This is a genomic window from Mucilaginibacter gotjawali, assembly GCF_002355435.1.
Taxonomy (GTDB): Bacteria; Bacteroidota; Bacteroidia; order Sphingobacteriales; family Sphingobacteriaceae; genus Mucilaginibacter; species Mucilaginibacter gotjawali.
The window spans coordinates 3939655-3956842 of the sequence record NZ_AP017313.1; the positions used below are offsets into that span (position 1 = coordinate 3939655).

At 36.8% G+C, this 17188-nt stretch carries 11 protein-coding genes; 2 read left to right on the forward strand and 9 right to left on the reverse strand.

The features are described 5' to 3' along the window. Positions 1–239: 239 nt before the first annotated feature. Entirely contained in the window at positions 240–1535 is a 1296-nt protein-coding gene (locus tag MgSA37_RS17370; RefSeq protein WP_096353689.1) for a cation:proton antiporter, read from the forward strand. Between the two features lie 61 nt (positions 1536–1596). Here the strand turns inward: MgSA37_RS17370 and MgSA37_RS17375 are convergent, their stop codons facing one another. The 4 genes from MgSA37_RS17375 to MgSA37_RS28295 all read right to left on the reverse strand — a co-directional run bounded on the left by MgSA37_RS17375 (position 1597) and on the right by MgSA37_RS28295 (position 5917). After that, positions 1597–2856, reverse strand: a complete 1260-nt coding sequence (locus tag MgSA37_RS17375) for a WcaI family glycosyltransferase (RefSeq protein ID WP_096353690.1) — start codon at positions 2854–2856, stop codon at positions 1597–1599. Then, positions 2849–3964, reverse strand: a complete 1116-nt coding sequence (gmd, locus tag MgSA37_RS17380; RefSeq protein WP_096353692.1) for a GDP-mannose 4,6-dehydratase — start codon at positions 3962–3964, stop codon at positions 2849–2851. Before gmd ends, MgSA37_RS17375 begins: the two co-directional genes overlap by 8 nt. Before the next feature lie 26 nt (positions 3965–3990). Further along, positions 3991–4875: a sulfotransferase family protein gene (locus MgSA37_RS17385; protein ID WP_096353693.1), complete on the reverse strand. Its 885-nt coding sequence runs from the start codon at positions 4873–4875 to the stop codon at positions 3991–3993. A 346-nt stretch (positions 4876–5221) separates the two neighbouring features. Beyond that, a complete protein-coding gene (locus MgSA37_RS28295; protein WP_157750616.1) occupies positions 5222–5917 on the reverse strand; it encodes a glycosyltransferase family 4 protein in 696 nt (231 codons plus the stop codon). Positions 5918–7533: 1616 nt separating this feature from the next. Here MgSA37_RS28295 and MgSA37_RS17400 point away from each other — a divergent pair. Next, positions 7534–9459 (forward strand): alpha-amylase family protein, encoded by a 1926-nt coding sequence (locus tag MgSA37_RS17400; protein WP_096353698.1) that lies wholly within the window; start codon positions 7534–7536, stop codon positions 9457–9459. Positions 9460–9629: 170 nt separating this feature from the next. On the opposite strand, the gene MgSA37_RS17405 is transcribed toward MgSA37_RS17400, so the two are convergent. From MgSA37_RS17405 to MgSA37_RS17425, 5 genes are all read right to left on the reverse strand, one after another. Further along, positions 9630–10940 (reverse strand): flippase, encoded by a 1311-nt coding sequence (locus tag MgSA37_RS17405; RefSeq protein WP_096353699.1) that lies wholly within the window; start codon positions 10938–10940, stop codon positions 9630–9632. 397 nt (positions 10941–11337) lie between these two features. Further along, on the reverse strand, positions 11338–12228 hold the full coding sequence (locus tag MgSA37_RS17410; protein WP_096353701.1) for a sulfotransferase domain-containing protein: 891 nt from the start codon (positions 12226–12228) through the stop codon (positions 11338–11340). A 120-nt stretch (positions 12229–12348) separates the two neighbouring features. Next, positions 12349–13785, reverse strand: a complete 1437-nt coding sequence (locus tag MgSA37_RS17415) for an O-antigen polymerase (RefSeq protein WP_096353702.1) — start codon at positions 13783–13785, stop codon at positions 12349–12351. A 116-nt stretch (positions 13786–13901) separates the two neighbouring features. Beyond that, entirely contained in the window at positions 13902–16349 is a 2448-nt protein-coding gene (locus MgSA37_RS17420) for a GumC family protein (RefSeq protein ID WP_096353704.1), read from the reverse strand. A gap of 24 nt (positions 16350–16373) precedes the next feature. Continuing rightward, entirely contained in the window at positions 16374–17177 is an 804-nt protein-coding gene (locus tag MgSA37_RS17425) for a polysaccharide biosynthesis/export family protein (protein ID WP_096353705.1), read from the reverse strand. Between the last annotated feature and the right edge of the window lie 11 nt (positions 17178–17188).

Below are 17188 nucleotides of genomic sequence, written 5' to 3' on the forward strand. Positions count from 1 at the left end.
GGTAACTCCATTTTGTAGCAAATTTTATAAATTAAACAATAAAAAATTGCCAAAATGTTTGCAATGGCGGTAAAATTATGAAAAATATTCAATCAAAGTCAACGCTTTTCACATTTGCTTTGTTATTAATCTTTCGGCAAAATCCGGCTTATTAAAAGCTGAACCTGAACAACATAACAATAAATTGATTAAAAAGTTTATATTTGCTATTATTCCTATGTATTCAGTTCTAAAATAATATGGTATCAAAACTCAGTTCTGCCGAAGTACTTCATTTTCTTATAATTTTTACTATTGTTTTGGTTTTTGCACGTTTACTTGGTGAATTATGCAGAAAATACAAACAGCCGGCTATTATAGGCGAAATCCTTGCAGGCGTAATTTTGGGGCCTACCATCCTGCAGCATTATTTTCCGGAGCTGTTTAAAAATATTTTCCTGGCGGTACCCAGGGCTTACGGCGCTTTTGACGGGCTTGCTAACATCGGCATCATATTGCTCATGTTTGTTGCAGGCTTTGAAGTTGATCTGAAGCAGATTCGCAGGGATGGCAAACACGCCCTATCCATCAGCCTCACCGGAATTATTTTCCCTTTTATCGTGGGTTTTATTGCTGCGTGGTTTTTTTACCAGCGTATTTTCTCTACCGGCGCCAATAACCAGTTTATTTCGGCGATGTTTTTTGGCACCGCACTATCTATTACCGCGCTTTCAGTTATCACTAAAATATTAATGGACCTTGATATTTTAAGGACCAAAATTGGCAACCTGGTGCTTACCTCAGCGATGATCGATGATTTTTTGGGCTGGATCCTATTCTCTATCATTATGCAGTTGATGAATTCCGGCAAAAAAGAAGGCTCATACATGTCGGTTATAGTTGTTTTGCTATTTGCAGTATTTATGATCACCGTTGTGCGCTGGCTAATCAACAAACTGCTTTCCGTTGCCCATAAAAACCTAAAGATAGGGCGTGTGATTACACTTGCTATCTGCCTATGCCTGGTGAGCGCTATCATAACTGAATATTTGGGCGTACGTGCGGTTTTCGGAGCATTTTTAATGGGTGTAGCTATCGGCGATTCAGAGTATTTTACCGAGCGCCACAAACTTATTTTACATCAGTTCACAGTAAATATTATCGCGCCGCTTTTCTTTGCATCCATCGGGCTCAGGTTGAATTTTGTAGCCAACTTTGACCTTGAAGTAGTGGTGATCATCCTGGCCATAGCTTGCATTGCTAAATTGATTGGCGCCGGCATCGGCAGCCGGATAAGCGGATTAAACCGGAACGAGTCTATCGCCGTAGCGTTTGGTATGAATGCCCGCGGTTCGCAGGAGATTGTGTTGGGTTTATTGGCCCTGCAGGCAAAGATAATTGATGAAAAGGTTTTTGAAGGATTGGTTGTGATGACTGTAGCAACTGTTATCGTTTCGGGACCCGTGATGAAATATTACTTTTTAAAGGAAGAAAGAATTAGTTTACCCGGCGAAAAAACCGATGATTTAGCACCATCTATTGTAATAGAGGAATAGTTGCTATTGCCAACCAAAAGCACTATTAACAGCAAACTGGTATAATACACTTTTAAGCGTATTATACCATACCTACGTCATTAAGAAAAGTATTCATTACATTATCAATGTTCAGGTATTTTAATGCATAGGCGCGGGCGTTCTGCCGCATTTCATCCAGATTTTTATTTAAACAATTTTTTATTGCTGATGCCAATTCATCATTATCATCGGACGAAATGACAATACCAACATTATGATCGCTGATAACCTGGTACAATGAAGTGCCGGTTGCTGCAGTAGCAATACAAGTACCACCAACTGCAAGTATGGTTGTTAATTTAGAAGGCATAACCAGGTCACCTGCGTTGCCTTTTTGAATGATAAGGTGAATATCTGCCATATTCAAAAAGGCGTTAAAATTTTCCTTATCCTGGATGGGGAAGAAAAAAACATTGGTAAGCCCTGCTTCTTCCGCCAGCCTTATCAGCTCTGCCTTATAGGGCCCGGTACCCGCGATAACAAACTTTATTTGTTCGATACCGCGCAAATTTTTGGCAGCCTGTATTATACTTTCAAGGCCCTGTTTTTCGCCAATACTGCCTGAGTAAAGGCAAATAAAGTCATTTTCCTTAAAATCCCATTTTTGCTTAACTTCTGCCCTGTTTGCTAACGGGTAAAAAAAAGAAGTATCCGCCCAATTCGGAAAAAACAACACCTCTCTGTCAACTTTCCCCTTCACCTTTTTCACCATTCCGGCGGATATAGTGCTTACATAATTGGATTTGCGCAAAATATACCCTTCAACCTTATATAAAAATCTGAAAAGCTTAGCGCCAACTACTATATTTAGCTGGCGGGCAGCCTCAATTTGCAGGTCCTGTATATGGTAATTTACTTTCCCTCCCCTAAACCGCCGGTATAAAAAAGCCATCAACGCCAAATGAAACGGAGGGGCGATGGTAATCAGCAAGTCATGCTTTTTTTTAAACAGTATATGGTTCAAAACCGGCCATAGTTTTGAAGGCCACAATAACATATCCTGGATCATCCGTTTTTTTCCGGTAGGGAAGTTGGGTATGTATATAGGGCACCTGTGAATTGTCATAGTTGCGCCAGTTTCCGGGTAGGTTATAATTTCCTTTTTATACCACCAATTCGTATAGGGAGCCTGCACCTTCCAGAATGGATAATATGGAAAAGTGGTAATTATGGTTGTATCATAACCGTTATTACAGAACCAATTCATCATTTCGCCATTATATTTTCCGATACCTGTCGGTTCGGGCGAAAAATTATGGCTGAGCAGTAAAATGCTTTTCCGGCGCGCTGGCTTATTCAAACTGATTTTTAATATAGTATCCCGAATCTTTTAAAAGTCTTTCTCTCCTGAATAACTCCAGGTCGGCCGCCACCATTTCTTCAACCAGGGCGGCAAGGTCATACTTTGGCTTCCAGCCGAGTTTTGTGTTTGATTTTGTGGGGTCGCCAATAAGCAGTTCCACTTCGGTTGGTCTGAAGTAAGCCGGATCAACGGCGATAACTTCTTTACCAATTTCCAACTGGTAATCAGGAGACGCGCAGGAAACTATGTAGCCACGTTCTTCTGCACCGGAACCTTTAAATTCGATAGTGATGCCTACCTCTGCAAATGACAATCTTACAAATTCCCTTACTTTCGTTGTTATCCCTGTGGCGATTACAAAATCCTCGGCAACCTCCTGTTGTAATATAAGGTACATGGCTTCAACATAGTCCCTGGCATGGCCCCAATCTCTTTCAGCATCAAGGTTTCCCAGATAAAGCTTATCCTGTAACCCCATTGCTATTTTTGCTGTTGCACGGGTTATTTTACGCGTTACAAAAGTTTCGCCCCTTAACGGACTCTCGTGATTAAACAAAATACCATTGCATGCATAAATGCCATAAGCCTCGCGGTAATTAACGGTTATCCAATAGGCATAAAGCTTTGCAACTGCATAAGGCGAACGCGGGTAAAATGGTGTGGTTTCTGATTGCGGTACGGCTTGTACCAAACCGTATAATTCAGATGTCGACGCCTGGTAGATACGTGTTTTTTTGGTTAAACCTAATAAACGCACCGCTTCGAGTATGCGTAAAGTACCAATACCATCGGCATTTGCTGTATATTCAGGCGTGTCAAAACTCACTTTTACGTGCGACATTGCACCCAAATTGTAGATCTCGTCAGGTTGTACCTGTTGTATGATCCGGATTAGATTGGTACTATCGCTAAGGTCGCCATAATGCAGAAACAAGTTTTTATTTGTATCGTGCGGATCCTGATATAAATGATCTATTCTGTCAGTATTTAACAGAGAGCTTCTTCTTTTTATACCATGAACTTCATATCCCTTTGACAATAACAACTCTGTCAAATACGCACCGTCCTGCCCGGTTATCCCTGTTATTAAAGCTATTTTTTTCATTTTTAAATTTTGGTAGTATAATTCCTTTAATGTTCAATAAAGAATTGGGATTGCAAAAGTGCGATAATTTCATTGTCAATGGCATTCGACTTTATTGACTCAGTGACGCGTTTTGTATCAAATGAACTGTAGATATTTTTGACCAGGTCTTCTGTAAAAGGAATATTTACAAACCTGAGCAGGCTTTTAGTTTGTTCAGGATCATTCATAATCTCTTCCATTTTAAATACCTTAAAATTGTCGCCATATAAATCTTTATAAATCTCCTTACATTTCATCGACGCCATATAAACATCAACATGATATGCAAGTAGCCCCTTTGTTTTTACAATATTAACAAAATTTTTGAGTTTGGGGCCAAACGGCAATAAGCCTTTTCTTCGTAAACTAAACATACGTATAGTATAACGCACAAAGTCGGGCAGGTCAGCCACAGCCAATTGCTGAAAAAGTTTACGATCACTTATTGCCCCGGAAAGATCATGGCTGCCCGTGTAAACAAAATATTTTTTTAAAATTAGTGATAGTTTGAATGAATCCTTGTGTACTGATCTGATATAGTTTGAATAAATACAGCGTACGGGGTCGCGGTCAACATAAATAATTTTAGCATCCGGAAATACGGCATGTACCATTTCTGGTCGTAACGAATTTATCGGCGATTTTTCAATTAATGTCTTTCCGTTCAGGTCTTTCGTAAATTTCGATCTGATACGGCTAACTATCTCATCAGTAATGTCAAACTCTACATCACTCAGGTATTTAAAGTTTCCGGTTTTCCATAGTGCATGTGGTTCAATTTCAATATGCACATTTTTCGTGCTTCCGAAAATATGCGACACCAAAGTGGTACCCGACCGGGCCATTCCAACAATTAAAATAGGCGGATTTGGTTCTTTGTTTTGGTTCATTAACAGTTTTTTGCAGATAAATTAATAAAATTAACAAGGTTGTTTTGCATTCTTTATTAACAACCCTTGTTAATTAAAAACACCCCGGTTCGACGGATCAAATTGATTACATTTTAAATTGCCCCACCAGGCAAGTATTAACTAATATTGCGAATTCCATAAAAATAATGCTTAAAATTAATAATTATAATAAATACCAACTAATTGCAATTATTTTTTAAACCCTGTTAACGGCAATATTTTATATGATTCATTTTTACATTTCATTAAAATTAAAATTGGTTACCTGACTCATGTTATCAACCCTGTACCTTGTTTAACCGAAAGATTTACAAAGCAGATCGTTTCAGTAAGGTGCACTCCCTAAAAAAATATGTTTTATTTTGGGTATGATAACAGGTTGATCGTAATTTGATTTATAACTTTCCCTGGCCGTGACAGCAGTTTTCATCCATTTTTCCCTGTCAGTTAGCTTTTGCAAAGCAGCCGCTATAGCCACTGTATCCTTCGGTTGAACCAAAAATCCATTTGAATCGTTTTGAATTAAATCAGGAATAGAAGCGTGGTAAGTACTTATAACCGGCGTAGCTGCATTTAGTGCTTCTATTATTGAATATGGCTGAGCTTCAATGGGGTAATAGGTTGGCAAAACAAAGACATCCGCGAGCAAAAAAAAGTCTTTTAACATTTTTCTATCCACAACTGATCCATAGATTTTTACATTATTTTCCATGTTGCCTGTAACGAGTTCACTTTCAAAATCTGCCCTGATTTTTTGTGATGGCCAGCCCCCAACCAAATGAACGGTGAAATCGTTTTCAGGATCAGTTTTTTTGAAAAGCTCTGCTGCTTTTACTAAATCGCTATACCCCTTTTCGGCTATCATATTACTTATATAGAAAATATCAAAATGGCTTTTTCGACTTTTTCTTTCCATTTTTTCTTTTATCTCTTCATCCGTACAAATAATGTCAGACGAAATCATATTTGGTAAATAAGCAGTTCTGCTAGCCGGTATCTTATCCCCTATCCTGTTAAGCATAGGGCTCGAAAATATCAAAACATCCACGCGGGAGAGCAACCAGGGAAAAATACGTTTCGAAAGCCCGTTTTGAAAATTGTCACCATAATTCCCTGAATGTAATTGCGCAATTAATTTAGCCTTACTAAAGGTTTTTATAATGAAAGTATAAAAAACATCCCTTATAAGTGAAAATTTGGTTGACCCAAAAACTACATATACTGTTTCATAATTATTAGAAATGGTTTTTGTGAATAAACTGAAAATGTGCCCCAATAATTTAATGAGATGCGATAAACTAAAATCGCCTGACTTTCTGCTCAATCTATTCTTATCAACAATATTTATTTTGTCGGCAGTGCCTATGCACTCGTTAACACATTCAAAAGTTAGTTTAGTACCTATAGTTTGTCCTGTATTGGGGGGCGGGAAAGTGCAGAAAAAAAGAATTTTATTTTTTGTATTGCTCATGAAGAATAGCATGTATAATTATAATTTCACAAATCACCTAAGTTAAATTATTCTCCTTTTTTCAGAGAACCGATATTTTGTTTATTGTAATTCAAAACAACTATCGGCAATCGAATTATCTTTTTACAAGTTATCGATTTTTTGCTTTATACTTTCACCGGGGTATAACACCAGCAAATACCTCCATGGTAATTAACATGGTAAGCCTATAAAAACCGATTTTTTATTTTAACAGAACTCATCTATTTCCGACCTGAAAATCAGGCAATCTATATGACTCTTCTGAAACCGCAGGGTATTTAAAGTGCACAGGCCAATTCCGTTCTGATCCGAATAAGGAGCAGATCAAATCAATAAAGGAAGCGTAAAACAGTTTATGGATCACCCTTTTATCAATACAAAGGTTGCGCTGTACAGATAATCTTCCAAAATTTGCATTGGTTTCGATTTCAGAAATCCTAAAATCAGAAAAGCTAAAATCCCGGCGAGTTACGTTCCGTCCCGGGTTATCAAGTTTCCTTTTCAATAATTCTTACAAATAAATTAATATTCACTCTGGTTTCCCAAAAGAGAGAAACAACTTAACTACAGTTAGTATTAGTATAGGGGTATTTTTGAATAAATCTGTATTAAAAAAGTGGCCTCGTTAGAGCGTAATATTACCAATATTTCTATCAGCGGTACTTTATCCAATCTTTTTTACCCCGCTAAGATAGCGATTTTCCACTCTATTTTTTCATCGAATAATGAAATTTAACGCGTAAACTCCAATTCCTAACCCGATTATAAAAACCCGGGCCATCAATTATTAATGAAATAATAACCGCATTTTCGACAATAGGTTGTTAATTGCAAACATGCCTGGTTAATAAATTGTTAAATAGCAGCAGATCCCCGGGCGAATATATTTCAAACAAGGATTACCGGGCCGCCGCCAGGTAAACCGCGTGAGCGATAAAAATAACAATCGCAGAGCGATTATATCAGCTTAAAAATTTTATAAAAACATCTCACCATTAATAATGTTAATTATTCTTACAGGTTGAGCAATATTTTATGTAATCTTTATATTTGTGATTCACGATTGAACTATCACCTTAACTGCATTTATAAATCAGGTAAAAAAACAAAAAGTGTTTTTTTTAAATAAATACCAAGTCCATTGTATGAAAAACATCCTGTTCGCAGCCATAATTTTTTTATTTTGTTGCTGTATAAATACCCCATCAAAAAAAAATCATACTAAAGAAAAAAATATTAAAAATAACGGTACGCCGGCAAAATCAACGACCGGCTCATCCTCAGAAAACAGTAATGGCAATAGTTTACCGGCGGAAAGCAAACGCGGCCTGCACAGTTATCCTATCAGTATACCAGAATGGTACTTAAGCAACAGGATTCAAGTTTACACGGACAGGCTCAATTTAAGGGCACTTGATTCGAATAGTTTTTTTGGATTCCCGCAAACGTTAGCGCAAAATGGAGCTACAGTTTTAACCAGAGCCATAAAAGCACGTGATGAAGAACCCTGGTGGCCCTCAAAAGTTGGCAAATTGAATCCTCAAACCATGCAATTTAACGCAAACGGGGGTAATCTTGCCAAAAAAATCATAGATCAAATTCATGATTTGAATATGAAAGCCATTATTTATTACAGGCACACTGAAGATGCTGAACTGCTGGAGGAACATTCCGATTGGGCAGCAAGAGATATAGATGGCCAATTGGTAAATAGTACACGTGGTATAGCAATGTCGCTTAATTCGCCTTACAAAAAGGCGTTAATCATCAGAATTCGTGAATTGGCTTCTTATGGCGCAGATGGCTTTTATTTTGACTACATGCATATTCCCTTAAAGGCCGATTTTTCAGAATTCTCGCAAAGGCTTTACAGAAAAACCTATGGTGTTGATATGATTAAAGATTATCAATCGGGTAATATTTTGCGATATTATGAATTTCGCAATAACACGATCAGTCAGTTTTTTACTGAATTAAGAGATAGTTTAAGTAAGGATGGTAAATCTCCGGTTTTATTAATAAGTGGAAACACCTGGCCCAAGCTTATAGATTTGCATATGAACAGCGAATTTTTCCATAATTTTATTCTGAAATCTGAATTAACCATTCCTATAACCGACATAACCAGTGCCGGTACTTTTGAAATGCCTGCAAATTTAAAAAATAGCATTTCGCCATTTTATTTAAATGCCTTTTGTTTCTCGTACATGCGGGATAATACCGCAGGACCGCCACATATTTGGTGTACCGGACTAAATAATCCGGAAGAAATAAGTACTGTTTCATCCGGTTTAATATCGCTGGGTTGTATTGCAAATCTAAACATAGATCCTAATTCAAATATTGCGGCATTTGGCCCGGTTTTACAATGGAACAAGAAATATGGCAATTATTTTAAGCAGTTGGTTCCGTATACAAATGTTGGTATATTAGTGTCTGAAAACCAAAGAAATTCTTATTTGTCCAACCCTACGGAAGCATGGAATAATGTGTTAACACCCGCATACAATAGCTTTTTACAGTTATATAGAATTGGCGCCCCTGTGCAACTTGTTTCTGATGCAGGCCTTACAACTTATAACATAGCTAAACTGAATGTTGTTTACTGTAATAAATCTATCACTAAAATCCCGGAACGCCTGCAAAGTGAAAAAAGCAAATTTGTTAATTTTTCTGAACTTAATAACAATGATGGAAAGAAGCTTGCCATGGCACTTAATCTGCCGGTTTTTTGCCTCAAGGATAATGAAAACGAACATGTTAATTATTTCACCGGGGCAACAAACAATTTGTTTATAGTTTGTGGCGGTGATTTTAGTAGCAGCGTTAAATTTAAAAACCCCAGGCTTACCTCCATTTTAACACAATGGGCAGCTAACGAAAACAATAGTTCAGTAACAACTTTACACCTTTATATCAAAAAGGACAGGTTTTTGGGTAATCCGCAAATTGAGGATGTTATAGATTCAAGAGTTATTACTTCGAACAAATTGGATAATGACTACTACGAATTTGATATCAGGAAAAAGAGTAATACGCTTGGGATGTTAGAAGTTAAATTCAAAGAATAGCAACATTTTAAATAATCTGCCAAAGGTTAAGCCTGGCGGATATTGATTTGCTTATTGCTATAATTTTAATTCAGCAACCATATATCAGTTGTAATTTGATTGGCAGCAACCATTACAATATCGCGTATGGTCTACAATTTACCCCGGCCGCTAAAACTTACCTGGTTTATTTATTTGGATAAACCCAGGGCGCTCATAATATTAAACCCGAGCCGCTTTTTAACATATCCTACAGCCATCAGATTTGAGATGGCTACAACTATAGCTGTCGCCATGGCGGAACCCACGGCACCAAATAGCGGATTGAGAATAAATGCTAATACGATAGCCAAAATACCGTTTATAACGTTGATAGTTAGCATATCCTTTTCATTCCCACTCATCATTAATAAATAGGCAACTGACCCTGTAATTACGTTTATATACTGCCCTACAGCCAAGATTCTTAATAGCCAGATCCCCTGGCTAAAATCCTTTCCGAATAATGACATAATAAACCCGGGGAAAATCCATATAAAAATAACAACTGGTGTGCCAACAAGTGTCATAACCCAGGTTGTATTTCGTGCATACCGTCTTAATTCATCCATTTTCCCCTGGTTATACATTGCGGCAAACCTGGGCGCACTTACGTAATTAATTGCCGTCATAATAAAAGTAATTAAAACTGTAGTGTTACGCGCCACGGCAAGCTGGGCAAGTTCAGCCGGAGAATTGTAAATACCTGCGACAAATTGTCCTCCCCACATAATTACCTGCTGCATAATCGATCCAAGCCAAAGCGGTAAGCAACTTGCCCATAGCAATTTAAAATCGTAATTATTACTTTCACCGGCAGGAACGCTCTTATACCACCAAAAGTATGCAAGTGCTACCGTTAAAATACTGGTAATTGTATAAAACATTGAAGCAATTGTGCTGTTTTTTGGCGAAAAAATAAACATTAGAATCATCAGGAGCAGCGGCGAGGCAATTTTCAATACTGTAACTGAAAACAAGACCTTTCTTCTGCCCTGCAGGGCCATCGCCAGGATATTATATACGGCAAAAAAGGGCATTGAAACAGAAATCCAAAAAAGCGGCCAGGTAAGTTTCTCTTTATGAAATAAGTGGATAGATAATGTTTTAGAACATACACAAAAAATCACAGCTATTATTGATGTAAAAATCCAAATTCTTTTCAAAATGCTTTTCATCAATCCATGCACATCATCCCACTCCTCTTTGGCGCTATGCACACTTACAAATTTAAGTACAGCATTATCAGCACCTATGCGCCCAATCATTGTTACAATTGTTGAAACCGTTATGGCGAGGAAAAAATATCCGGCCTCCTCGGCACCTAAGTAGCGGGCTACTATTATATTCATAATGAAGGCAGCTATGGCCCCCCCTCCTCTTGCAAATAGCGCAACAATTGAGTGTATAATAAGTTCCTTATTCGCTTCGTTCTTTTTGAAATTTAATATTTTTTTGTACATGAACTACTTTTGTAAACTTTTAAACGAATGCCATTTCAATTTTCAATAGCAACCTACCCATGCTTAATTGTTTTGACAGACTATTTTTTAACTACCCAAAAAATAGCGATAGATATTGCCGCTTTAAACGTTGTTTTTCAAGCATGGATTATAATGATCCAGCCATTAAACTAAAAATTCAATTTTCTTCAGCGAGCGAATACAAGCCTGAATTAAAAAGCTGTTTCAAATTTAGTTTTAGGCCAGCTGAACCAATTCCTTTCTTACCTGAAATACTGACGTTAACCAATTAAATTACTGAATTACCTGCAAGAGATTTAATACAAACAATGAGGCCTTGCTTCTGCCTGCCTGCATCAACATTGTTAACGCCCCGTTAATAACAACTTACAGGATATCATATTTCATACCCCAATTTCAACATTGACGAATAAAAAAGTTTATTTAATGCATCAATAGTTTCCGGTTTTAATTTATTCTTGTGATCCCCCGGTTTTATATTTCTTATAAAAGAATTTTTATCCTCTTTTTTTACAACAAATGAGGTTTCACTTATAATTTTATTTAGCACGTCCTCTTTATCAATAGGAGTTAAAAAAGCTGTCAATTTTCGTAACCAGGAAGGAAAACTCCCTACCATGTCTTCATATTTAAGCAGCAGTACGTTTTCCCGCGGTAGCAAATAATTACAGTAATCCTCATATTCCGCAGCTAATTCAATAGCATACTTTAAAACAAATTCATCAATTGATAGCTTACTGTATTTTTCCCTGTCTTCAATTACTTCTTTTCTACTCAGGGGATGATTAAATAGTGTCGAAAAATAATGAGACGTTAAAACATCCCGCGGGTCTCTTAACACCAACAGTATTTTAAATTTGTCCAAATTCGGGAAATCATTATAGGACCTGAAAATGTAATAAAAACCCCGTTCCTTTAAAACCTTGCTCATCAAGGCTTTGTTATTATAGTGTTTGGCCTGATCGTCTAATGAAAGCAAACCGCCTAAATTAATAGGAACAAGCTCCTTACGGCCGATAATTTTAATAATTGTGTGTTTTATAAATGTAGAAGCACTTTTGTGTACCGTAAAAAATAAAATACTTTGCTGGCTGCTACTGCTTTTTCTTTTTAATCCTTTAAGTAAAAGAAACTCGTCACTAAAATAAATGGGTCTTAATTGGGTCAACAAAAAAGAATAAGTTTTAAAATACAACGAGTTTTTACTTTTTGTCTTTGCTGTTTTCTCAAGCTTTCTTTGAGTTGATTTAATAAATTCCTTTATCATAGAGTATGTCGTTTTGATCAAAAATTATAATATCACATAAAAATTCCGCTTGATCTGCTGTTAAATATTAACTTTCATATACATGCTTTAAATTGTTGCAATCGCCAAAATTGTCAAAGCTTATTTTAGAAATTTTAAAACAAAATAAAGGGGAAGAAAATCAATCAGGAATTGAACAGCGGCACTTCCAACACTAAATCCAATCATGTTGAATCCGAATTGATAACAAAAGAAAAAATAAAGCAAAACCGAATAGCTTTGGACGGAGTTGCTAAAAACGTTAAACATGTAGGCCATAAAATAGCCGTAACAAAACATTAAACCTATCACCCCGATAAAGCCAAATTGCAAATAGCCTTCGGCCGGCAGCCCGGGTGGTACCGAGCCGCTTGCACCTAATGGGCCGGTAAATAGCGGCTGTATCCTGGTTTCAATAGCAGTTATAGGCTTGTTTACCCAAATCGATCTGGGGATTGGGGCTAAAAAGAAATCAATAAATGAAAGGCCGTATTCCAATTGAAATTTATTTCTCTCAACAGCATCATAAAGCACCCCTGTCTTGTCGGCGCTTAAAAGATTACGGTTACCAAAAACCTTGTCAATAAAACTATCGCCGGTGATGGATAAGTCCTCTTCACTAACATTTCTGCCCGATTGTCTTAAAGCGCCGATGATTACAATTACCAACGCAACAATAACAAAACTGGATGTGACTTTGAACCATGGAAATTTCTTTTTTTCCTGGAACATTAATGAAAGCATCATCCAATAAAATATGTCCCAAATAATCGGGAGTCTTGAACTTAAAAAGAGATTGGGAGCATTTCCAACAATAAAGAAAAAAATTAAAAGTATACCATGCCAACTCATCATTTTCTTACCTCTGGCATAAAACCAGGTAATATAAATCAGAAAAGCAGTTTTACCCTGCAGCAATAAATCCCGGGGAATACCTAAGGATGTCCTGGATAATTGCCCCTGGTCATCCGAAACAAGCTCATATTTTTTGGTGAACGACGTAAAAAACTGGACACCAAAAATCTTATAAAAAATAAAAAGACCTATTGAAGATAAGACGAGCAAGGCCAATAAAACAGGTACCAGCCTTTTTTCCTTTTTAAAAAAACTTATTGTAAAAAAACCTTTTTTCCACTTGCTTAACTTTGTTACTCTTTTTCCAACAACATAACCAACCATCATTATAGCAAGTCCCAGAATATTTATTATACCACCATTTATGGCGATTTGTATCCCTCGTCCGAGCAGCAAAAACTCCGTAACGTTTGGTCTGTCAGGAAAAAAAAACATGTATACCAACCTGCAGACGGAGCCGCCAAATACGTCGAGGAAAATAAAGTTAATTGGCTCTAATAAACTTGTGTTTTTGTTTAAGCTATAATAAATGCAAAAAAGCCCCCAGGTTGCTCCTGCAAGCAGGAGGTACGAATAACTCGGATCGAAAAAAACACCAATAAAACCTATAAAAAGCAGTATTCCGGCGATTAAAGAAAAAATGAAATTTATCTGATTGTTTATGTAAAAGGTTTTAATTTTCATTTTATAATATTACATGGTACAGAAAATCAATCCAGCTTTTATTTTTTCTTATAATATAAAATAGTCAGATACCTTTCAAGCGGTCAGTCATTTTAGTTAACCTGTATTATCTCAGGCTATGCTTTTTTGCTTTTTCTCTTAAACAGCTTCGCAACAAATGACTTGGGTTTGTTGTCATCGCTGTAATAACCATAACCGTAGCCATAACCATAGCCGTAGCCGTAGCCGTAACCATAACCATAACCCTGGGTAGTCAAAATATCGTTAACAACAATTGCAATTTGTTTCATTTTCCCGGTTTTATGCAAATCAAACGGAATTTTCAGGTGCCCTTTTAACGTGTATTTCTGCCTAACCAGATAAAGAGCCAGGTCAGCATATTCATTTAAAAGTTGTGCATCGGATACGATACCTATAGGAGGTGTATCGATAATTATATAATCAAATTGTTTTTTTAATTCGTCCATTAATATTTTCATCTTGCCATTGAGCAATGTCTCCGCCGGATTTGGCGGAACGGGCCCTGATGTAATGATAAACAGATTTTCATTTATCGAGGTAGGCAAAATAATATCGGATATTTTTACATCTTTTGAAATAATGTAATTGGTAAAGCCAAAATCATTTGCAATACCTAATTTGGATGATAAATTAGGTTTTCGCAAGTCAAGTTCCATTAATAAAACCTTTTTATCAGTAATGGCCAGGGCTGCACCCAGGTTCACCGCAGTAAACGATTTTCCTTCTCCGGCTATACTTGACGTCACGATGATCGTCTTTTCCGATTCCTTACTCAGGAAAAACGAAAGGTTTGTTCTTAAAGCCCTAAACTGTTCGGCAATTGCGCTGCGATTATTACTGGTTATTGAGATATTATTCATTGATTCACCATGGCTGATCTCACCAATTATTGGTAAACTACTAAGCCTGGTGACATCATTCCTTGACATCACCTTCTTATTTAATATCTCCTTAAAGTAAATAGAGGTGGCTGGGATAACAATGGCACAAAGAAAAGCAACCACAATAACCAAGCTTTTCTTGGGGAAATATGGCAGGAAATCGGCCTTTGGAGGGTCAATAACTCTTGAGTCGGCTATGTTAGATGTCTTTGAAATTGCAGTTTCTTCCTTTTTTTGCAATAAGTATAAATAAAGTTGCGAAGCAATTTCTTTTTGACGGTTTAAATCAAGATAAGTACGTTCCTGTTTAGGCACTTGTTTAATTTGGCCTGTTATTGTATTTTGGGTATTTTTAAGATCACGCTCAGTAGTAAGCAGCGTCTTTTTATTATTTTTCAAATACTGAATCATATTCTTCCGCAGCGTCTCAATCCGCGAATCAAGATTCTTGATATATGGATTGGTTTCTGTTGAAGTTAACAATTGCCGCTCACGTTCAAGCAGGTAGTTATTGTAGGTATTTACCATACCGCCATAAATAGGATCGTCTGATAAGATGGTAGTAGGTACAACATGCTTGTTATCAACGTCATTATTTAAATACGTATAAATCTCCTCCAATACATTTAACTGATTTTCAACCTTTAACAATTGGGTTGTATAATCCTGGCTATTATCAACAAGTAATTTACCTTGCTCATTAATATCTGCTAATTTATTTTCCTGTTTAAATGTTTGTATACTACCCTCCGCATTGCTTAATTGCGGGCCCACACTTACCAGCTGACGGTCAATAAAAGCAATTGTACTATCCGCTACCCTGTCTGAATTACTTTTTTTATCTTTTAAATAAATTTCTATCATTTTGTTTAAAATATCCTCGCCTTTTTTAGGTATAGTATAATTTAAACTGATATCCAGTGAGGTAGCGTTTGCATCCGGAATTACCAGACTAATATTGGACGCCAAATCGTCTATTAATTCGCTTACATTTTCAATAGTAGCGCTGTAATCACCCGCCATATTTTCAAAGTAAGGGTAATTTCTTTCAAATTTGATCAGGCCGACACCCGGTACGAAAATCTGTTTATCAAACGGAACTGTTTTAAAATTGAATGACCCACCCTTTGAGCTGTAAGTACTTAAAATTACGCCGCTTTTATCATTACTAAGGGTAACGTAGAATTTAGTATCCAATACCGTATCAACCAGTTTTACCTGTTGAATGATAAACGGCGAATGATACATTTCACTACCACCGAAAGTGCTTATTGAACTGATTATACCCGGCGAATAATATCTGATGTTCAACTTCATTTCGTTTATCGTACGCAACAGCAGATAATCGGTTTTAAGCACCTGTACCTCATTATCAACATTACTTTTAATGTCGAAGATACTTCCCAAACTACTGAGGGTGGAAGAAATGCTGGAAGCCGCGCTGGAGGCACCGGAATTACCGCTATCGTCCTCCACTAAAATAGAAGCGTTTATACTATAGGACGGCGGCGCAAAAACAATAAATAATACAGCTGCGATGGCCGATACCATTATTGAAATAGCAAAAACCCACCATAATTTTTTTAGCTTGCCCGTAAACTGTTTAAAATCGAAAACTTCAACTTTTTCCTCGAAATTTTCGCTTTCTAAATTTGTATCCATAAATATCTTACGTAGTTAAATTTATTATTTAAATCTGATCAATATGAGCGCAATTGCAGTAAGCACAGACACGCCGATTGTAAATAGCTTTGTTTGAGTAGCATCTGATGCTACCAATTTAGATTTGGTGGGTTCGACGTAAATAACATCGTTCTGTCTTAAGTAAAAATAAGGAGACTGCAAAGTCTTTGAGGAATTTAAATTCAACCTAACATATACTTTACTATTTAAACTATCTCTGATTAAAAGCACATTATCCTTTTTGCCGTATATAGTAATGTCCCCGGCCAGCCCTAATGCATCAAGCACCGTATTTTTTTCGTTTGGTAAGATATAGGTTGACGGCCGGGCAACTTCGCCCAATACAGTCACTTTAAAATTGGCGAAACGAACTTGCACGTTAGGATCCTTGTAAAATTCAGCTACTTTGTTGCTTATTAATTGTCTTGCTTCGGTGGTTGTTAAACCAGCGATCTTCACCTGCCCGATTATTGGTAAAGAAACATTACCATTTTTATCAACCAGGTAACCATTGATTTGTTGCATTGACACAGAAGCGCCCGGCAAAGCCCCCTGGGGCGCAGCCTGGCCCTGATTTATTATCGCGGCGGTCTGAGGGTCGATAGTTAAAATAATTATCGATAAAATATCATCAGATTGAATAACAGGATCTTTATATTTTGCGAGTTGGGTAGTTCTTGTCTGCAAACTATCAGGAATATCTTTAAGATATAATATTTTGTTATAGTCAGTACACGATGAAAATAGTGCTATCGAAGCCAGAATGAGCAGAAATATCTGAATTCTTTGTCTCTGTTTATAATTCATATATTGAGAAT